Source organism: Christiangramia sp. OXR-203 (genome assembly GCF_034372165.1).
GTDB lineage: Bacteria > Bacteroidota > Bacteroidia > Flavobacteriales > Flavobacteriaceae > Christiangramia.
Map to the genome: position 1 here is coordinate 1,900,405 of NZ_CP139698.1, position 20,663 is coordinate 1,921,067.

A 20,663-nucleotide genomic window follows, 5' to 3' on the forward strand; every position below is an offset into this window, starting at 1 on the left:
TTAAGCTTGCTTTTCCCGCAATAATTTATTCTGCTCTTCCATTAGATCATTCAAACTGGAGAGCAGTTCAATATCTTTAGGGGTAACAACCTTGGTGTTTTTTGGATCCTGAGCTTTGTTCCGAAAGCGATTCATAAATTTCACCACTATAAAGACAACGAAACCAATTACGATAAAATCTACCATGGTCTCAATAAGCAGTCCGTAACCAATTGACACTTCATTTACATAATCTGCTGCACCTTCAGTTCCTTCACCATCTCGTAGAATGATCTTCCTGTCAGCATAATTCACGCCATCGGTAATCATACTTAATGGTGGCATTATAATTTGCTTTACCAGAACATCAACCACTTTATTAAAGGCCGTACCAATAATGATACCTACGGCCATATCGATCATATTGCCCTTTACAGCAAATTCCTTGAATTCTTTAAATAACCCCATTATTCGTCAAATAGCGAAGGTTGACCATCGCCGCCAGATTTTTTCTCTGGTGCTTTGATCGTCCCATTTTTAATATCTTCTCCTGTTATATTTGCTTCGGAATCCTTTGATCCTTGATCTTCGTCAGTATCACCCTCATTTTGTCCTTCATAAGGTATAGGGTCCAAAAGATTGATTTGATTCACTTTCTCTGAGGTCAGTTGATTTCCTAAGGCCTTTATTCCTTTTACTGAAATGAATTCCTCTAAATTGATCTCTTCGTTTTCGCGACGCTCTTTTCCTTTCGGTTTAGTATAAACGATCTCCGCCATTGGAAAATAATCTGTAGAAACCATTTCCAGGAAAGACTCTTCGTGATCACTAATAAATTTCTCTTCTTTATCAGGATGTTCGATTATGAATCGTTTGACATAATAACGTTCTTTCTCAGGTTCCCAGTAAATCGCAGAAATCGGTTTATTCTTAACCCATTTCTCCAGAATTACCATTTCTTCATCAAACCTGGTAGTTAACTCTGGCTTGATTGTTTTTGCAACCCCATCCTGTGTGATGATCAGTAATCTATCTTCTCCTCTAAATTCTCCTAGTAATTCTCCTCGTTCATCTACATTCAGGCGTTTGACCGTTTCGTCGAACCAGATTCTTCGAGGTTTTAGCGTTGAAACACCTTCTTCTTTTAGCTCAATTCGTTTTACAGAATATTTAGTGACGATGTTTCCTTTGACATTCCGGCCTTTGATAGAAATATCTGCAAAATCCACATCAAATTTCACTTTCCTGATGCTTCCCACCTGTCTAAGTAAAACTGTAATTACTTCAGCTTCTCCATTCGGGTTTGGCGTAAAATAAAGGACTTTACTATCCTTTTTACCCTGAGTTAAATTATATTCCCGATCCCTGGTAACTGAAGTAACGGCAAATCTTTTTACGTATGTATTGCCAGCCTTCCCGTCTCGGTAGATCATATTATAGATCGTACGTTTATCTTTTTTCTTAAAGATTGCCACGTGAATAATATCCTTACCAATAAAAGTTTTAGTATCAACCTTGGTCACCATCATTTTACCATCGGCGGTAAAACATATGACATCATCAATATCTGAACATTCAGTTACATACTCATCTTTTTTGAGACTTGTTCCCACAAAACCTTCGGCTCTATTCACATAAAGCTTGGTATTTCGAATAACGACTTTTGTTGCTTCAATATCTTCAAATAGCCTGAGTTCAGTTTTTCGTTCTTTGCCGGTTCCGTAGTCTTTCTTTAATTTCTGAAAATAATCTACCGCAAAGTCTATAAGGTTGTCAAGATGGTGTTTTATCTGGGCGATCTCATCCTCGAGTGCATCGATCTTCTGCTGTGCCTTATCTATATCGAATTTTGAGATTCTTTTAATTCTAATCTCAGTAAGTCTTATAATATCTTCCTCGGTAACCTCACGTTTTAAATGGGTAGTAAAAGGTTTCAATCCGCGATCTATCGCCTGAATAACCCCATCCCAGGTTTCTTCTTCCTCAATATCCCGATACACCCTGTTTTCTATGAATATTCTTTCCAGCGATGCAAAATGCCATTGCTCTTGGAGCTCATTCAATTTTATCTCCAACTCTCGTTTAAGAAGATGAAGCGTATGATCTGTTGATCTTCTCAATACTTCTGAAACGCCCAGGAATACAGGTTTATGATCAATAATTACACAACCTAGAGGAGATAATGAGTTTTCACACTGAGTAAATGCATATAATGCATCTATAGTTCTGTCCGGCGAAATATTGTTAGGTAAATGTATCAAGATCTCTACTTGAGCTGCAGTATTATCTTCAATCTTTTTGATCTTGATCTTACCTTTTTCATTCGCCTTCAGAATAGAATCGATCAAACTTCCGGTATTGGTTCCGTAGGGAACTTCATTTATTACCAGAGTATTCTTATCTAACTGATTGATACGTGCACGAATTCTTACGCGTCCTCCACGTTTCCCATCATTATAATTGGAAATATCTACTATACCTCCCGTTGGGAAGTCTGGAAATAATTTGAAGGTTTTACCACGAAGATGTTTGATCGAGGCATCAATAAGTTCATTAAAATTATGTGGTAAAAATCTCGTACTTAAACCTACGGCAATACCTTCTGCACCCTGGGCAAGCAACATTGGAAATTTTACCGGAAGGTTTACCGGTTCTTGCTTCCTACCATCGTATGACAACTGCCATTCAGTTAATTTCGGGCTGAAAAGTACTTCCAGAGCGAATTTTGATAGTCTCGCTTCAATATACCTTGGGGCGGCAGCTCGGTCTCCAGTTAAAATGTTACCCCAGTTTCCCTGAGTGTCAATTAGAATATCCTTTTGTCCTATTTGTACCATGGCATCTCCAATACTGGCATCACCGTGGGGATGATATTGCATGGTGTGACCAACAATGTTCGCTACTTTATTGTAACGGCCATCGTCAAGGTCCTTCATTGAATGCATTATTCGACGTTGAACCGGCTTAAAGCCATCTTCTATTGCCGGTACAGCTCGTTCCAGGATTACATATGATGCATAATCCAGAAACCAGTCTTTGTACATTCCGGTTACCTTTATTAATTCTTCCTTACTTTCAAATTGCTCTTGCTGAGCTCCATCAAGGTTTTCTTCCATTAGGCAGTCACTTTGGGGGTGTTTTCAAGAATTTTATTAAGTGAATCCACTAAGCCCCTTTTCTTTTTTCGGTTTAAAAATGTGGTATTAAAAGTATATTTCCGGTATCCTTTTTTTCTTCTTGAGTTAATATAGATCGTAAGGGCAGAATAGATGCCAACATCGTAAAATTTGAACTTCCCTAATTTTCTCTTCGGAAATTCAGCCTTCTTCACGCGATATTCCATAAATTTTGAAAGAAATACTCCATTATTTTTAAAGTTCAAAGTTTCTCCATCGCTGTCAAAATCGAACGCCTGTCCAATCCGGTGAACGTATAAACCTAAAAGCAAGGTGGCGATATTGGGCAGAAAATGACTGAAGGTTATTTCCTGTTCAGAATCTGAAGCCATGATCTCTATATTTACGAATAGATTCGTAACGAATACCGCAACAAGAACGATATAGATCGATGGGATTATCTTGACCTCACTTTTATTGGTAAATCTCATACGCCAAGTTCATTGACCAGGTCAAGTTCAAATTTGAGATTATCAATAATAAATTCCTGTCTGTCTGGTGTGTTCTTGCCCATATAGAAGCTAAGCATTTCCTCTATAGATTTGTCTTTATCCAGCATTACAGGATCCAAACGAATATCTTCTCCTATAAAATGCACAAATTCATCCGGCGAGATCTCACCTAATCCCTTAAATCGGGTAATTTCAGGTTTACCTTTCAATTTCTCCATTGCCTGCTTTCGCTCCATCTCACTATAACAGTAAATAGTCTCCTTTTTATTTCTTACTCGAAATAACGGGGTCTGTAAAATATAGAGATGATTTTCCTTAATTAGTTCCGGGAAAAACTGAAGGAAAAATGTGATAAGCAGCAACCTGATGTGCATTCCATCAACATCGGCATCTGTAGCAATAACAATATTATTATAACGCAGATCTTCCAGAGAATCTTCGATATTTAATGCTGCTTGCAGCAGATTGAATTCCTCATTTTCGTATACGATCTTTTTTGTTAGTCCGTAGCTATTCAAAGGTTTACCCTTCAAACTAAACACTGCCTGGGTAACTACATCCCTGCTCTTTGTGATAGAACCGGATGCTGAATCTCCCTCTGTTATAAACAATGTTGTTTCAAGACATCGTTGATGTTTACTGTCGCCAAGATGTACGCGGCAATCCCTTAATTTCTTATTATGCAGACTGGCTTTTTTAGCTCTGTCTTTCGCTAACTTCCTGATTCCGGAAAGATCCTTACGCTCGCGTTCTGCCTGAAGAATTTTTCGTTGAAGATTTTCAGCCGTTTCCGGGTTTTTATGGAGATAATTATCAAGATTTCTTTTAATAAAATCATTGATATAAGTTCTTACCGTGGGAAGTTCTCCTCCCATGTCTGTAGAACCTAATTTTGTTTTCGTCTGACTCTCAAACACCGGTTCCATCACTTTTATACTGATGGCAGTTACGATAGATTTACGAATATCGCTGGCTTCATAATTCTTGCCATAAAATTCACGAACGGTTTTAACGATCGCTTCCCTGTATGCGGCAAGGTGTGTTCCTCCCTGTGAAGTATTCTGCCCATTTACGAAACTGTGGTACTCCTCGCTATATTGCGTTCTACTATGAGTGATCGCTGCTTCTATATCATCTCCACGCAGGTGTACAATTGGATACAGCATATCTTCTTCACTAATACTGTCCCCCAGGAGATCTTTTAACCCATTTTCAGAATAAAATTTCTCACCATTAAAAACTATGGTTAAACCTGGATTCAGGTAAACATAGTTCTTCAACATTTTCTCTATATACTCATTTCTGAATTTATAATTCTTGAATATCAGCTCATCTGGAATGAAGGTGATCTTAGTTCCTCGCCTTCTTGAAGTTTCCTCAAGATGCTCTTCATCCTGAAGTTCTCCCTTTGCAAACTCGGCAGCATGGCTTTTGCCATCACGCGAAGATTCTACTCTAAAATAGGAAGACAAAGCATTTACTGCTTTCGTACCTACACCATTTAGACCTACAGACTTTTTGAAAGCTCTGCTATCATATTTACCACCGGTATTCATTTTGGACACTACATCCACAACCTTACCTAAAGGAATCCCTCTACCAAAATCACGAACGATTACCCGTTGATTTTGCACAGAAATTTCGATGGTCTTTCCAGCACCCATCACGAATTCATCGATGCTGTTATCGATAACCTCTTTTAATAAAATATAAATACCATCGTCCTGGCTGGATCCATCTCCAAGTTTCCCGATGTACATACCAGGTCGCATACGAATATGCTCCTTCCAGTCTAAAGACCGAATATTATCTTCGGTATATTTAGTATTGTCGCTCATATAGATTCATGGAGTTTCGGTCTAAATATAAGGTAATAGCCGAAAAACTGAAACAGTTCCAGAGGAAAGTAATTAACAAAGATTTTAGATACGATGTTAATTAAAAGAATGAACTTAAAATGAAGTGTTATTGGTTATATTTTCAAATCTTGAAACTAGACGTTGAATCTAAAATGCATTACATCGCCATCCTTAACGATATAATCTTTGCCTTCTACACGCATTTTACCAGCTTCCTTTACTTTTGCTTCACTTCCAAAACTTACATATTCGTCATAGGCTATAACCTCAGCACGAATAAAACCTTTTTCGAAGTCGGTGTGAATCACACCTGCAGCCTGTGGGGCTGAAGATCCAACAGGAATGGTCCATGCTCTAACTTCTTTAACTCCTGCTGTGAAGTAAGTTTGAAGATTAAGCAATTTATAAGCTCCTCTAATTAGTTTTGCTGAACCAGGCTCTTCAAGCCCAATATCCTGAAGAAACATCTGTCTTTCCTCGAAATCATCAAGTTCAGTTATATCAGCTTCAGTTCCAACCGCAAGAACGAGAACTTCCGCATTTTCTTCTGCTACAGCTGTTCTAACTTTCTCTACATGTTCGTTACCATCAACAGCAGCACCTTCATCTACATTACAAACATACATTACCGGCTTATCTGTGATAAACTGTAAAGGCGCGATAAATTCCTTACGTTCGTCTTCAGTAAGATCGATCGCTCGAACAGATTTCCCAGCTTCAAGACCAGACTTCACTTTAAGTAAAGCAGCTTCCTCTTTCTGAGCTTCTTTATTACCTGTTCTGGCTGCCCTTTTAACTTTTTCAAGTTTCTTATCTGCAGTTTCCAGATCTTTCAATTGCAGCTCCATGTCTATCGTTTCTTTATCTCTAATTGGATCTATAGAACCATCTACATGTACAATATTATCATCCTCAAAACATCTAAGAACGTGAAGTATAGCATCGGTTTCACGAATATTTCCAAGAAACTGGTTTCCAAGTCCTTCCCCTTTACTGGCTCCTTTTACTAAACCAGCAATATCAACGATCTCCACCGTTGCAGGAATCACTTTTTCAGGATCTACAAGTTCTTCGAGCTTCAGCAGTCTCTGGTCTGGAACGTTTACAACTCCTACGTTAGGTTCTATCGTACAAAACGGAAAGTTTGCGCTTTGTGCTTTAGCGTTACTAAGACAATTAAAAAGTGTCGATTTCCCTACGTTTGGCAGTCCTACAATTCCGGCTTTCATATACTATAATTTAGATGCTTTGTTTTTGCGGCTGCAAAGATAGGTATTAGATTCGAGAATAACATACATCCTTTTAGCAGCTTGACGGAATAAAAAAAGCCCTGTGAATATATATTACAGGGCTTTTAACAAACCTTGAAACAATTTAATTACTCCACAATATACATTTCGTTGGAAGCTCTTATATATTCCTGCGGATTAAATGTGCTTTCAAAACTATTTCTAACCAGGTCTAGTTTCAATCTTAGATTTTTCATCTCATCCTTCAGGAATGGGTCATTTTCATATTTAGCGATCAATTTTTCATATTTTTCCAGATTCTCCAGTATTCTGAAGGTCAGCATCCCAAAACGAATCTTAAGATTCTGTACCGTTAACATCTGGTCGTGATACTCCTGTTTCCAGTTTTCCGGATTGGACTTTCGCTCTTCTACGATTTTATTTTCAGCGATTTTGGAAATATCCAGAATATACTGTGTTCGCTTTTTAGCATCAGTTTCGTTGGTGAATTTTTCAGTAAAACCATTGCGGGAGATTCCGAGGATCTCTACCATGTTGTCTTCAATAGCTTCCTGTTGCAATTCTTTAAGTTCATTAAGGTTCTTATTAATTCCTTCCCATTCGGTTTCGATCAGGTCTTTATCATGTGTAAATTGTGAAATACTAGTGGTGAGTTTGAGCATTTTGATGCTTTTTTCCCTCAACTCTTTATCTCTCCTATTTAATGAACCAACAAACTGACTGATTCCATCGATCAGGCTTCCGGCGAACATTCCCGTAAACGGTGTTCCTTTTGCCAGATCACCTGTCACCTGCAACATATGATTAAGCGCTTCCAGCTTAGCATCGTCTTCTTTCTCTTCTTCAATGTAAGTTTTGAATCTGCCAAACCATTGCTGGTATCCATCATAGTTCATTGGATTACTCACTTTGTCAAGTGTGGAGTAGAATTCACGGGAACTATTAAAAAGGCTTAGAGGTTTTATTTCACGCTCCATAGAAGCAAGGTTAAGAACAGCTGAGCTATAATTGTACTTGTAGACACTTACCGTATTTTTGTCGATCTCTTCCTGGCGCTGCTCTAAAAACTTAACTCGCTCCAGTAGTTTCTCTACTTTTTCTGAAGCCGAATTTGAAGTACGAATGCTTTCATCCAGATTGGTGATCTTGGAATCGATCTCTTTAATTCTGAATTCCAGATTCTGACTTAGTAATGAACGTTCCCGGTTGAGTTCTTTTAATACCTGCTCGGTAACTGAAGCACTCTGATCTTCACTATATAGTTGTGCTGAAGCTGAAAAACTTCCGAAGATAATAAAGAGAGCAGCAAAAAATACTTTATGCATAATTGATTGGTTTTGAAATCCTTTGATAACGAAGAATTGATGGTCATATTTCATGCCACACGAAAAATTGATTGATTAAAGACTAGCTTCAAGTTAAATGTGTGGATAACTGATACAATAAGTATCTGCGGTTTGACAATTTTCAGGACGAAATTATAGAAAACATTTAATACTCAATTTCATTGAAAGATTAACAATCGTTCAGTTCAATAATTAACTGATTCACATCTTTATAAGCTTTTAAATGGTTATATTGTATAAGTTTAAGTAAACTTTAATAATATGACTATGAATGCAAAACTTTTAAACCCTATTTCAGGAAAAAGTAGCCTGCTATTTTTTCTTAGTTTTATTCTATGTTCATTACAGATATATGCTTTTCAGCCTTCGGCTAAAGCGTTTAATGAATATAAAGGTGAAGTGGTGAATGAGAGAACCGGAAGACCTATTTCTTCAGCATACCTTTCCCTGAATAATAGTAACATTTCAACCATCACGAATGCTGATGGTGTGTTTTCCCTCAAAGTTCCAGAGGATATGACTGAAGCTACCGTGACCATATCTGTTCTTGGATTTCAAAGTAAAACCCTTCCCCTGGATTATTTTAAACCAGAAGACACCCGTATAGAACTTTCAGAAACTATGGAAGAACTTACGGAAGTTAGCTTATATAAAGCAACTAATCCACGCCTGCTGGTTCAGGACATGCTGGACAAAAAGGATGAAAATTATCTTTCAGATCAAAGTATCATGACTTCCTTTTACCGGGAAACAATCAAGAAAGGATGGAGTAATGTTAGCTTATCTGAAGCAGTTGTAAAGATCCACAAAACATCTTACAAGGATAGCAAAAAAGATCTTGTATCTCTATATAAGGCTAGAAAAAGCACAGATTATGATAAACTGGACACCCTGGCGTTAAAGTTACGCGGTGGCCCTTTTAATACATTATACCTGGATATGATGAAATATACAGAGTATGTGCTTAGACCACGTATGATGGATAGCTACGATTTTAGCTTTGGTGAGCCTGCCAAGATCAATGATCGTTATACTTATGTTGTAAATTTTAGAGAACGTGATGAGTCAGATCCATGGTATTACGGGAAACTTTTTATCGATGCTGAAACTTCAACTCTGGTTAAAGCTGATTATAACCTGAACGTAGATAATAGAAATGCTGCTCAGGAGATGTTTGTAAAGAAAAAACCAAATGGAGCGAAAGTTTATCCTACAGCGTTGAATTACCAGGTTGATTACGCTCAGAATAATGGGAAATGGCACTTTGCCTATGGAAAAGCGCAGATGGATTATGTAGTTAACTGGAAACGTAAGATCTTCAATTCTAAATACAAGATCAATAGCGAAATGGTTGTGACCGACTGGCAGCCATATTCTGAAGAAGAATTTAAAATGAACCAGGAATTAATAAGACCTAATATCGTGATGGTAGACGATGTTTCTGGATTCTATGACTCACAATTCTGGGGTAATAACAATATTATCGAACCCGAAAAGTCTATTCAGAATGCAATTGATAAGATCAAACGTAAAATGGATTAAACTTAAAATCAAAAAATCAGAAACCCGCCAGTCGGCGGGTTTTTTTATACTTGAAATCGAAATGGTTATCCTATTTCAATAGTTTGCTCAAAACTATCTTCAGAAGTTTCAATTATAAAGGTGTATTTACCAGAATCTACTTCCGAGAAATCAAACGCCTTCCTAAGTTCAGTTTCTCTCGTTTGGAAATTACCAACCTTAACACCATTCTTATCGAAGACTTCAACACTAAGTTTCGATTCGCTTAGATTGGGCATATAAACCACTACCTGATCATCCACTATTTTAAAACATGGTTTGAATGCGAATTTGTAATTAGCATGATCAATTTTAATTTGGTCCTTTACTTTCGTAATTACAGTGGTAGACTTGCAATACTTTTTATCCAGAACCAGTAAATATTCCCCGTGGTCTAGCGAATCGAAATTAAACTTCTTCGAAAATCTGGCGTCCTCATCCAGCTGATCTCTGAATATAACCTCAGCATTTTGGTTTAAAAGACTAAGCTCAGATCCATATTCAGTTTTCTGTATATCTACGATCAGATCATATTGATTCTCTACTTTTAGGTTCACACCATCTGTGGCAGAACTGCTGAATGATACCAGTAACATGATTGCTACTACGAAATTGTTAATTGTGTTTTTCATAATCTAAGGTTTTAAGTTATACTTGGATTAACTGATGTAAACTTACCCTAGATCTACCTACTAAAGTAGCGTTAGATGATCCAGTTTATGTACTCAATTACCTAGATACAATCCATTTCAAACGTTATCGGTTAATCCAGCACATATAATTGCTAATTTTGTAATACAAGCAATTACTATTCAGGTGTAATTTTAGATGAAATCTCGATATTATGAATACAACATCAAAACCAAGGCTGGAAAGAATAGAACCTGGATTTGGGAGTTCATTTTCATATAGAACACATGATAAATTCCAGGTTGGTTCGAAAAAGACCTTTTGGCACTATCATCCGGAGGTCGAACTGGTTTACGTGAATGGCGGCTGCGGAAAGCGGCAGATAGGAAGTCATATATCTTATTACAGGAATGGTGATCTCATATTAATTGGATCGCTTCTTCCCCATTGTGCTTTTACCGATGGGCTCACTAATCATAATTGCGAAACGGTGATACAGTTTAGAAATGATTTTCTTGGCAATGAATTTCTTGACGCGCCTGAAATGTCACGAATTCAGAACCTGCTCGAGAGAGCAAAAAAAGGAATCGTTTTTCATGGTGACACCAAGCGTGGTATAGGAGCTATCATTGAGTCTTTACGAGAGCTCAATCCTTTTCAAAAATTGCTTGGGTTACTGGAAGTTTTGAATACACTTGAAAAAACTGGGGATTATACGATTTTAAATGCTGAAGGTTTTCTGCTGGAAACTAACTTACAGGATAATGACAGGATCAATATCATTTTTAATTTTGTAAAAGAGCACTTCCAGAGACCAATTAGTTTAAAGGAGATCAGCGATAAGGTTAGTATGACTAACCCAGCTTTCTGCAGGTATTTTAAAAGAATTACCGGAAAAACATTTACTCAGTTTGTAAATGAGTACAGACTTGCGCATTCAGCTAAACTATTACACGAAAGACAGATTAGCATAACCGATGTTTGCTTTGAAAGTGGTTTTAATAATTTTAGTCATTTCAATAAACAATTCAAGGCATTTACTGGGAGGTCACCATCAGTCTATAGAAGTGAATTAAAATTTAGCGTTACATAAAAAAACCCGCCAAATGGCGGGTTTGTATTTTATAACTTGATCTTTAGTCGTGATGCATAAAACTTTGTTTCTGAAGTAATTTTTCTTCAGATTCAACATGCTCATCATCTGGAACACAACAATCTACTGGACAAACTGCCGCACATTGAGGTTCTTCGTGAAAACCTTTACATTCGGTACATTTATCTGGTACTATATAGTAAATTTCGTCACTTATAGGTTCCTGAGCTTCGTTTGCGTTGGCCTCTTTCCCTCCGGGAAGTACCACATCACCTTCTAGATCGGTTCCATCTGCATATCTCCAGTCATCTGCACCTTCGTAAATTGCCGTGTTAGGACACTCTGGTTCACATGCACCGCAGTTTATACATTCATCGGTTATTACAATTGCCATAGCTCTGTTTTTATTGGTAAATTTAAGTACTGAGCGAAAAAAGACCTGAGCTTTTAGAGAAAATTATGGTTAATAGCTTCGGAAACTTTAATTTCGCTTCACAAATTTAAGATAGGCCACCCTCATAACCAAATATGAACATGACAATCGAAGAGCATACTTCAAACCTTGTTGCATTAGGAAAATTTTTAGGTCAGTTTCAGATCAATGGAGTTCAAAAACATCCGGATTTTTCAGAATTAGATGAGCTTACTAACGAAATGCATGAGAAGATCGATGCTTCCATTCATCGTAACGGATGGTTTACCCGGGAAAATGTTATATTCTCACTTCAGCAGTGGAGCGAAGCATTAAAATTCGAGAATATTCAAAAATGGATAGGTCGCTATGATCTTTCCAATTCTGGTGGAAAAAAAATTGGGATTGTTATGGCTGGAAATATTCCGCTGGTTGGTTTCCATGATTTTATTTCCACGATCATCTGTGATCACAACATACAGATAAAGCAATCCTCCAGTGATGAGCTGTTACTACCTCTTATCGCTCAATTTCTTATCGAGCAGAATTCAGAATATAAGAACAGGATAGAATTCACCAAAGGGAAATTAGAGAACTTTGATGCAGTGATCGCAACCGGGAGTGATAATACTGCCCGATATTTTGAATATTACTTTAAAGGAAAACCAAGCATTGTTCGCAAGAACAGGAATTCTATCGCTATCCTTACTGGAAAAGAGTCTAAAGAGGAGCTTGAGGCTTTAAGTGAAGACATCTTTCTTTATTATGGTTTGGGTTGCCGTAACGTATCTAAATTATATGTACCTGAAGGATATGATTTTGACCAGTTCTTCAAGGCGATGTATTCCTGGAATACTATTATCAACGAAAATAAATATGCCAATAATTATGATTACAACAAGGCAGTTTATTTAATGAGTGAATATAAAATCCTTGATAATGGTTTTTTAATGCTGAAAGAGGATGAAAGTTTTGGTTCTCCTATCGCAACAGTTTTTTATCAAACTTATAAGGATGAAGATAACCTGAAAGAAGTTCTTGATTCCAATTCCGAAAAGTTGCAGTGTGTAGTAAGGAAAGATCCAAAGCCCGATGAAGTTGCGTTTGGTAAAACACAACAACCAGAACTTTGGGATTACGCAGATAATATTGATACTATAGAATTCCTTAGTAAACTTTAATCTTATCATTTCGATAACAGCAAAGACCTTCTAAATTTGGCATCTTTGTAAATACACACTAACAATACACATCCATGAAAAAGCATAATTTCAGTGCAGGTCCGTGCATATTACCACAAGAAGTATTTCAGGAAGCTTCCCAGGCAATTCTGAATTTTAATAATTCAGGTCTCTCGATATTGGAGATCTCACACCGTAGTGCAGATTTCGTGTCGGTTATGGAGGAGGCTCAAAATCTAGCTCTTGAACTTCTGGGTTTACAGGATAAAGGTTATAAAGCACTTTTTCTTCAGGGAGGCGCGAGTATGCAATTCTTAATGACCGCTTATAATTTATTGGATAACAAAGCGGCCTATCTAAACACAGGTACATGGTCTTCTAAAGCGATCAAGGAAGCTCAACTATTTGGTGAGGTGATAGAAGTAGCATCCTCAAAAGACAAGAACTTTAATTATATTCCGAAGAATTATTCTATTCCAGTAGATGCAGACTATTTTCACTGCACCAGTAACAATACGATTTTTGGAACACAGATGAAGGAATTTCCAAAAACTGATGTTCCCAGCGTCTGTGACATGAGTAGTGATATATTTTCAAGACAACTAGATTTTGAAGATTTTGACCTTATATATGCCGGAGCCCAGAAAAATATGGGACCAGCCGGAACTGTTCTTGTTGTTATTAAAGAAAGTATTTTAGGCAAAGTTGACCGGAAGATCCCAAGTATGATGGATTATCAGGTACATATCTCCAAGGATAGTATGTTCAATACACCTCCTGTTTACGCAGTATATGTTTCCATGCTTACCATGCGATGGATTAAAAAGAACGGTGGTATCGCTGCTATGGAAAAAAGAAACGCAGAGAAAGCTGCTCTATTATACGACGAAATTGATCGTAATCCTTTGTTCGAAGGTTTCGCCGCGAAAGAAGACAGGTCACCAATGAACCCTACTTTCAACCTTAAAAATGAAGCTCATAAAGATCAATTCGATAAAATGTGGAAAGATGCTGGCGTAAATGGTCTTAGCGGACATAGAAGTGTTGGTGGATACAGAGCTTCCATGTACAATGCTCTATCGATAGAAAGTGTGCAGGTAGTAGTAGATCTCATGCAGAAATTAGAGAAAGAAATAAACTAATCCAGACATATATTAAAATGAAAGTATTAGCAAATGACGGTTTATCTCAAAGTGGTGTACAACTATTAAAGGATGCCGGCTTTGAAGTCATCATCAAAAAAGTTGCCCAGGATCAACTGGAAGATTACTTGAAAAGTAATGGCATTAGTGTCCTCCTTGTACGCAGTGCAACAGAGGTTCGCAAAAATATAATCGATAATTGTATACATCTCAAAGTTATTGGACGCGGTGGTGTTGGAATGGATAATATCGATGTGGAATACGCCAAAAGTAAGGGTATCTCTGTAATAAATACTCCGGAAGCTTCTTCGGCATCTGTAGCAGAGCTTGTTTTTGCTCATCTTTTTGGAGGTGCCAGAAAACTGCATGATTCCAATAGAAATATGCCTTTGGAAGGAGATTCAAGGTTTAAGGATCTAAAAAAGTCTTATGCTGGTGGATCTGAATTGCGTGGAAAAACCCTTGGAATTATAGGCCTGGGAAGAATTGGTCGTGAAGTAGCTAAAATTGCATTAGGAGTTGGAATGCGTGTGGTTGCCAGCGATAAGGCGGTGGGAGAAACTGAAATTACACTGGAGTTCTATAATGACCAGAAGGTTACTATTCCTATTAAGACTGAACCTGTAGATCAAATAATAGAGCATGCAGATTTTATAAGTTTACATGTTCCCGCACAGTCCAGTCCAGTTATTGGTAAAGCTGAATTTGATAAAATGAAAAAGGGTGTGGGGATCATCAACACCGCTCGTGGTGGGATTTTAGATGAAGAAGCGCTCCTGGTAGCGATCGAAGAAGAAAAAGTTTCTTTTGCTGCTCTGGATACTTTTGAAAACGAACCCTCCCCAGCTATAAAATTATTGATGAACGAAAGTATTTCCCTTAGTCCGCATATTGGTGCTGCAACTAGTGAAGCTCAGGAAAGAATTGGAGAAGAACTGGCACATCAAATTATCAAAATATTTAAAAAATAAAAGGCAATGGCAAATATTCTGGATCTTTTCAAAATTTCATCAGGTAAGGAACTCATCCAAAATACTCATGAGGAATTAAACCTGGATAAAGAGTTGGTTCTGGAAATATTCGCATGTCTATTGCCGTGGACTATTTCAAGAGTCGAACTATCTAAATCCAGATCAGCGCTGGCAAAATTCAGTGATTTGAAGTTTGAAGATTTATTGAAGGATAGTTCTATTATCTCTTCGGAAGATAAAAAGGTGATGAATTCATTCCTCGAAGATACATTCGAGATAGAGTCTAATAGTTCAGTAAAAATTACAACTATTGCTGAAAACTTTACAGTTTCAATCATTGCTGAAATTCAATCCAGAAATGGCAAATTGGAGCTTACTGAAATTAAAAGAACTTTATTAGGTGCTTCTGAAAAAGCTTCAGCAGAATTTATAAAAGTAATTATGAGTGGAGCAAATGACTCTGGCAATCTTATAAAACCTGCCGGGAGAATTGCACTGGAAGATAAAGACTCTTCCGAAGATAGCATCTTAGGAGGTTATACAGGAGGGAAATAAGGAACGCTTATTGCAGCTAATTAAAATCTTATGAAGAATCTAATTTACATTTGCCTACTAGCCTTATTTATATATAGTTGTGGCTCCGGGAGATCAAGAGATATAAAGAACAAGGATGCTACTAATGATACAGTTCGCATAGCCAATGATAGTCTCGAATATGAAATTATCATTATTGAGCCAGGTTTTAATTTATTTATAAACTCTGTTGCACGACCAAGAGGATATCACACGCAGTCTTATCTGGAGAATAAAAATCAGTTTTTGGTAACTGAATATAATACGAGGGTTATGCAGCCACAAACCTACGATCCTAATTTATATATCAATCAAATAAACTACGATCCGAATATAGATTATGGGTATGAGGTGAATTATTTGCTGTACAATTATTTTGTTTTTTTCAGCAGACATTACAATCAACGATTTAGTGTTCCTACACGAATTTGATTTTTTAAGCAAAATCGTATATTTGCCGTATGAAAAAATTGAAGGCTAGATGGGGAATTGATGATAACTGGCAGCTCTTCGTCATATTGCTGGTATTTGCCATCACGGGTTCTTCCTCTGCGAAAATTGCTGGTCCGCTCTGTGAATTTCTCGGAATCACTTCTGAAACTACACATTGGAGCATTTACTGGACACTTCGAATTTTATTGATCTTTCCAATCTACCAGGTTTTACTGGTTAGTTTTGGTTGGATCTTTGGTCAATTTCAATTTTTCTGGGCTTTCGAAAAGAAAATGTTGAGCAGACTGGGTTTTGCTAAAATGTTCAATTCTTAAATGGCTTTACTGAAGAACATACTCCTAACATTTACAGCAGTCCTTATACTGCTTCCTACCGGAGTGAGTTTTTCTCATACTTTCTCAGGTCATGGACATAAATTGTGTGATAATTATGCAGATCAGCATTATCATGAAAAGTCTTTAGATTGCGAACTTCATAAGTTTCAAGAGAATCCAATAATATCTCTGGACTTCCAGAGTTTTGAATTTGCTCAGGTTTTCTATACCTCTACTCTTACCTACGATTATTATCGATTATTAAATGATTATGAACCATTGTGCTATGAGCTACGTGGTCCACCTGCTTTATCTATTACAGGATAATTCAGTAATAATCATTTAAAATATTTCAATGCGTAACACAATGTTATTGACACTGCTATTGGCAGTGCAGTCTATTATTTATGGACAGAATTCCCTGAGCGGAAAAATCACCGATCTGGACACCCAGGAACCAGTTTTTAGTGCAAACATTTATTTCCCTGCTCTGGAAAGAGGGACGATGACAGATCTTGATGGTAATTTTAAAATATCAGATCTGCCTAGCGGTAATTTCAAAATGGTGATATCCTCTATAGGTTATGCCAGTTATACACAGGATGTGGTTCTACCTTCCCAGGATATTACCATTACCTTAAAACCTTCAGCCATAGAGATGGAAGAGGTTATAGTCTCTACTCCTTTTCACCAGTTACAAAGCGATAATGTAATGAAGGTGGAACGCGAAAGTGTTTCTGAACTTTCTAAAAATGGAGCTGTAAATCTTTCCGAAGGAATTACTCAAATAGCGGGAGTTGAAAATCTAACGACTGGATTGGGTATTGGAAAACCAGTAATTAGAGGATTGAGTTCTAATCGTGTGCTTGTTTATACCCAGGGAGTTCGTTTAGAGAATCAGCAATATGGCGATGAGCATGGCCTGGGAATTAGTTCAAAAGGAATTGCCAGCGTGGAAGTGATAAAAGGCCCTGCCTCTTTACTCTACGGAAGTGATGCGATTGGTGGAGTTTTATATCTGAACCCTGAAAGATACGCCCCTGAAAGTAGTACGACAGCAAGTTTAGAATCAGATTATTTCGCTAATACGCTGGGGTATCAAACAAGTTTGATGGCTTCTACCGCCGGTAATCGATTAAAGTTTATTGCACGGGGAAGTTATGCGGCTCATAGTGATTATGAAACAGGAGATGGAGAAAGAGTTACTAATACTCGTTTCAATGAGAAGGATATTAAAGCTGGAATTGGCTTTCAGAACAGTGTTTATAAAGGAGATCTACGATATAACTTTAATAATTCAGAAATTGGTATTCCTGAAGAATTAGGTGTTCAATCTACTAACAAAGACCCACTTCTACCCTACCAGAATATTGACAACCATATCCTGAGTCTTGATAACAAGTTCTATCTGAATAATTCCAGTATCGACCTGAAAGTTGGTTACCAGTTCAATGATCGCCAGGAATTTGAAGATCATCATCACGAAGATCATGAAGGTGAAGAGCACGAAGAACACGAGGGTGAAGAGCATGAAGAGGAAGAACATGAAGGGGAAGAGCATGAAGGGGAAGAGCATGAAGGTGATGAACCAGCTCTTGAGATGCATTTGGAAACCTTGAACTATAATTTAAAATATAATTTCCCTAAGTTCGATAACCTTGATGTTATTGCCGGAGTACAGGGAATGTGGCAGAGCAACGAAAATTTTGGTGAGGAAATCCTAATACCTGATGCGACAACTACTGACTTTGGGGTCTTCGCCACTGCGCATTACCATTTATCAAAAATCGATTTACAAGGAGGAATTAGATATGACAACAGGTCTATTGAAACAGAATCATATATCGCAGAGGATGGAGATATTCTGGATGAAGTAGATAGACAGTTCAATAGTTTTAATGGAGCTATAGGTGCGAAATTCGATATTACCGATAATCTTACCTCAAGATTAAATTTTGCGAGTGGATTTAGAGCGCCTAACTTATCTGAACTAACCTCTAATGGTTCTCACAATGGTGCTAACAGATACGAAATTGGGAATCCTGATCTTGATAATGAACAGAACTTCCAAATTGATCTTGCGGTTGAATGGAGAAATCAACATTTCGAAGCTTTTGTTAATGGTTTTTCCAATAATGTAAATGACTATATATTTATAAGTCCGTCGGGAGAAATTATAGATAATGAAAACGTATTTCGTTATCAACAGGATGATGCTAAATTGTATGGAGGTGAAATAGGTATCCATCTTCACCCCCACCCATTGGATTGGCTTCACCTGGAAAGTAGCTTTGAAACGGTAACCGGAAAACTGGACAATGATGATTACTTACCCTTAATTCCAGCAAACTCCCTTACGAATACGTTCAGGGTCGAGTTTGACAAAGGGAAGTTATTATCAGGTTCTTATAGTTTTATAACATTAAAAAATGTGTTTGATCAGGAAAATCCTGGCAGTTTCGAAACTCGAACTGGTGGGTACAGCCTGGTTAACCTGGGTGCCGGAACTGAAATTAGAACAAACAGCGCATTATTTGAATTGCGACTAAGTATGAATAATCTGTTTGATAAAGATTATTTCTCACACCTGTCCAGATTGAAGAATGATGGAATTTCTAATATTGGCAGAGACATAATGCTCTCAGCTAATATCCATATCTAACTAAAAAGGGCTACTGTTATTAGTAGCCCTTTTTAATTTTTATCTGGTAAATTCTAGTAGCTTTCTACTTCGATCACCTGTGGTTGCATCATAGGTTCCTTTTTCCAAACATAGGTATATAAATACATCAATGTAAATGTTGGAATTATGTCAGTCCCAGAAAGGATCTCTTCAATGAAAACAAGCACTGAGGCTAATTTACCTTTTCTACCTGGATACATATCTCTCATCTTTTTAGCAGCATATGGTGCCCAGAGTAAATCCAAAAACGGACCTACAAAGGGAATGGCAACAGTTGCCATCCCTACAAGGTCATATACCAGACCTTTTGCAAATAATTTATTTTTAAATAGCTTCATGTTTTTTGGTTTTGACTATCTAAAAGCAAATAAAGTGCCAAATTTATTTAAGGTCTGAGCTTATAAGTTTCAGGAATTCATTCCTGGTTTCTATTTCTTTGAACTGTCCACGGAAACCCGAGGTTGTTGTAGCACTATTCTGCTTCTGTACTCCACGCATCATCATACACATATGGACCGCTTCGATCACTACAGCTACTCCCTGAGGCTGCAGTGTATTGTTCAAACATTCCAGAATATCATGAGTTAGTCTTTCCTGTACTTGTAGTCTTCGAGCAAAAACATCCACAACCCGAGGAAGTTTACTTAATCCCACGATCTTTCCGTTAGGAATGTATGCTATATGGGCTTTACCGAAGAATGGCAGCATATGATGCTCGCAAAGAGAATATAGCTCAATATCCTTTACCACAACCATTTCGTCATAATCTTCAGAGAACATCGCTTTCTTCAGGATTTTTTCAGCATCCATTTCATATCCCTGTGTTAAGAATTGCATTGCTTTGGCGGCTCTTTCAGGAGTCTTTACAATTCCCTCGCGTTCCGGATTTTCCCCTACCCCCACTATTATGTCCTGGAAGCTCTGTTTCATTTTACCAGTAACCTCCTGGTTATATTCTTCAAAAAATTTATATGCCATGATCATTAGTTTGCTTCAGCTTATCTGAAAAGTATTTTTTTAGCTTTGTTATTTTCGGGTCGATTATAAATTGACAATATGGTTGTTGCCTGTGCTGATTGTAGAAGTCCTGATGTTCCTGTTCTGCAACGTAGAAAGCGGAAGCTTCAGTAACTTCGGTTACGATAGGATCGTCAAACGCATTCTCTTCTTCAATGATCTCTATTGTTTTTTTAGCAACCTTCTCCTGTTCTTCATCGTGAAAGAATATCGCACTTCTATATTGAGTTCCAACATCATTCTGTTGTCTATTAAGCGTAGTAGGATCATGAGTTGCAAAAAACACCATTAATAATTCGTTGTATGTAATCTTACCTGGATCGTACGTAATTTGTATTGCTTCAGCATGACCGGTGCGACCTGTAATGATCTCTCTATATGCGGGATTCTTAATCGCACCACCTGTAAAACCTGATACCACTTTTTCTACACCATCTAATCGCTGAAAAACAGCCTCTGTACACCAGAAACATCCTCCGGCAAGAGTCGCTTTCATCAAATTATCTTCTTTCATAACCTGCAATATAATTTTTGTTTATCAAATTTAATGTCTAATTAAACAAAAAACACCT

General features: G+C 37.4%; 21 protein-coding genes. 10 read left to right on the forward strand and 11 right to left on the reverse strand.

Annotated features, from left to right (window positions below):
* From mscL to T8I65_RS08690, 6 genes are all read right to left on the reverse strand, one after another.
* A complete protein-coding gene (gene mscL, locus T8I65_RS08665; protein ID WP_322300316.1) occupies positions 1-447 on the reverse strand; it encodes a large conductance mechanosensitive channel protein MscL in 447 nt (148 codons plus the stop codon).
* Entirely contained in the window at positions 447-3,095 is a 2,649-nt protein-coding gene (locus tag T8I65_RS08670; protein WP_322300317.1) for a DNA gyrase/topoisomerase IV subunit A, read from the reverse strand. Before T8I65_RS08670 ends, mscL begins: the two co-directional genes overlap by 1 nt.
* On the reverse strand, positions 3,095-3,586 hold the full coding sequence (locus T8I65_RS08675; protein ID WP_322300318.1) for a hypothetical protein: 492 nt from the start codon (positions 3,584-3,586) through the stop codon (positions 3,095-3,097). The genes T8I65_RS08670 and T8I65_RS08675 overlap by 1 nt, the downstream gene beginning before the upstream one ends.
* Positions 3,583-5,445, reverse strand: a complete 1,863-nt coding sequence (locus T8I65_RS08680; protein ID WP_322300319.1) for a DNA topoisomerase IV subunit B — start codon at positions 5,443-5,445, stop codon at positions 3,583-3,585. The genes T8I65_RS08675 and T8I65_RS08680 overlap by 4 nt, the downstream gene beginning before the upstream one ends.
* Positions 5,446-5,600: 155 nt before the next feature.
* Positions 5,601-6,695, reverse strand: a complete 1,095-nt coding sequence (gene ychF, locus T8I65_RS08685; protein ID WP_322300320.1) for a redox-regulated ATPase YchF — start codon at positions 6,693-6,695, stop codon at positions 5,601-5,603.
* Positions 6,696-6,844: 149 nt separating this feature from the next.
* Entirely contained in the window at positions 6,845-8,041 is a 1,197-nt protein-coding gene (locus T8I65_RS08690; RefSeq protein ID WP_322300321.1) for a hypothetical protein, read from the reverse strand.
* A 288-nt stretch (positions 8,042-8,329) separates the two neighbouring features.
* On the opposite strand from T8I65_RS08690, the gene T8I65_RS08695 reads away from it, so the two are divergent.
* A complete protein-coding gene (locus T8I65_RS08695) occupies positions 8,330-9,604 on the forward strand; it encodes a carboxypeptidase-like regulatory domain-containing protein (protein WP_322300322.1) in 1,275 nt (424 codons plus the stop codon).
* A gap of 65 nt (positions 9,605-9,669) precedes the next feature.
* Here T8I65_RS08695 and T8I65_RS08700 read toward each other — a convergent pair whose 3' ends face one another.
* Positions 9,670-10,254: a hypothetical protein gene (locus T8I65_RS08700; RefSeq protein ID WP_322300323.1), complete on the reverse strand. Its 585-nt coding sequence runs from the start codon at positions 10,252-10,254 to the stop codon at positions 9,670-9,672.
* Positions 10,255-10,466: 212 nt separating this feature from the next.
* Here T8I65_RS08700 and T8I65_RS08705 point away from each other — a divergent pair, with 212 nt between their 5' ends.
* Positions 10,467-11,345, forward strand: a complete 879-nt coding sequence (locus T8I65_RS08705) for an AraC family transcriptional regulator (RefSeq protein ID WP_322300324.1) — start codon at positions 10,467-10,469, stop codon at positions 11,343-11,345.
* A 43-nt stretch (positions 11,346-11,388) separates the two neighbouring features.
* Here the strand turns inward: T8I65_RS08705 and T8I65_RS08710 are convergent, their stop codons facing one another.
* Positions 11,389-11,739 carry a 4Fe-4S dicluster domain-containing protein gene (locus tag T8I65_RS08710; RefSeq protein WP_298247220.1) on the reverse strand — a complete coding sequence of 117 codons (351 nt, stop codon included), beginning with the start codon at positions 11,737-11,739 and terminating at the stop codon, positions 11,389-11,391.
* 134 nt (positions 11,740-11,873) lie between these two features.
* Here T8I65_RS08710 and T8I65_RS08715 point away from each other — a divergent pair, with 134 nt between their 5' ends.
* The 8 genes from T8I65_RS08715 to T8I65_RS08750 all read left to right on the forward strand — a co-directional run bounded on the left by T8I65_RS08715 (position 11,874) and on the right by T8I65_RS08750 (position 19,053).
* Positions 11,874-12,938 (forward strand): acyl-CoA reductase, encoded by a 1,065-nt coding sequence (locus T8I65_RS08715; RefSeq protein ID WP_322300325.1) that lies wholly within the window; start codon positions 11,874-11,876, stop codon positions 12,936-12,938.
* Between the two features lie 74 nt (positions 12,939-13,012).
* On the forward strand, positions 13,013-14,080 hold the full coding sequence (serC, locus tag T8I65_RS08720; RefSeq protein WP_322300326.1) for a 3-phosphoserine/phosphohydroxythreonine transaminase: 1,068 nt from the start codon (positions 13,013-13,015) through the stop codon (positions 14,078-14,080).
* Positions 14,081-14,097: 17 nt separating this feature from the next.
* Complete coding sequence (locus T8I65_RS08725; protein WP_322300327.1) at positions 14,098-15,051, forward strand: D-2-hydroxyacid dehydrogenase; 954 nt, start codon at positions 14,098-14,100, stop codon at positions 15,049-15,051.
* Between the two features lie 6 nt (positions 15,052-15,057).
* Positions 15,058-15,606 (forward strand): hypothetical protein, encoded by a 549-nt coding sequence (locus T8I65_RS08730; RefSeq protein WP_322300328.1) that lies wholly within the window; start codon positions 15,058-15,060, stop codon positions 15,604-15,606.
* A gap of 30 nt (positions 15,607-15,636) precedes the next feature.
* A complete protein-coding gene (locus T8I65_RS08735; protein ID WP_322300329.1) occupies positions 15,637-16,056 on the forward strand; it encodes a DUF6146 family protein in 420 nt (139 codons plus the stop codon).
* A 29-nt stretch (positions 16,057-16,085) separates the two neighbouring features.
* Positions 16,086-16,391 (forward strand): DUF6787 family protein, encoded by a 306-nt coding sequence (locus tag T8I65_RS08740; RefSeq protein ID WP_322300330.1) that lies wholly within the window; start codon positions 16,086-16,088, stop codon positions 16,389-16,391.
* Positions 16,392-16,718: a hypothetical protein gene (locus T8I65_RS08745; protein ID WP_322300331.1), complete on the forward strand. Its 327-nt coding sequence runs from the start codon at positions 16,392-16,394 to the stop codon at positions 16,716-16,718.
* Between the two features lie 28 nt (positions 16,719-16,746).
* Positions 16,747-19,053, forward strand: a complete 2,307-nt coding sequence (locus tag T8I65_RS08750) for a TonB-dependent receptor (RefSeq protein ID WP_322300332.1) — start codon at positions 16,747-16,749, stop codon at positions 19,051-19,053.
* A 53-nt stretch (positions 19,054-19,106) separates the two neighbouring features.
* On the opposite strand, the gene T8I65_RS08755 is transcribed toward T8I65_RS08750, so the two are convergent.
* Genes T8I65_RS08755 through msrA form a run of 3 tightly spaced genes read right to left on the reverse strand, consistent with a single transcriptional unit; the run spans position 19,107 to position 20,605 of the window.
* Positions 19,107-19,412: a hypothetical protein gene (locus T8I65_RS08755; RefSeq protein ID WP_322300333.1), complete on the reverse strand. Its 306-nt coding sequence runs from the start codon at positions 19,410-19,412 to the stop codon at positions 19,107-19,109.
* Between the two features lie 43 nt (positions 19,413-19,455).
* On the reverse strand, positions 19,456-20,052 hold the full coding sequence (folE, locus tag T8I65_RS08760; protein ID WP_298247227.1) for a GTP cyclohydrolase I FolE: 597 nt from the start codon (positions 20,050-20,052) through the stop codon (positions 19,456-19,458).
* Positions 20,042-20,605, reverse strand: coding sequence for a peptide-methionine (S)-S-oxide reductase MsrA (msrA, locus tag T8I65_RS08765; protein WP_322300334.1), 564 nt, complete (start codon positions 20,603-20,605; stop codon positions 20,042-20,044). Before msrA ends, folE begins: the two co-directional genes overlap by 11 nt.
* Between the last annotated feature and the right edge of the window lie 58 nt (positions 20,606-20,663).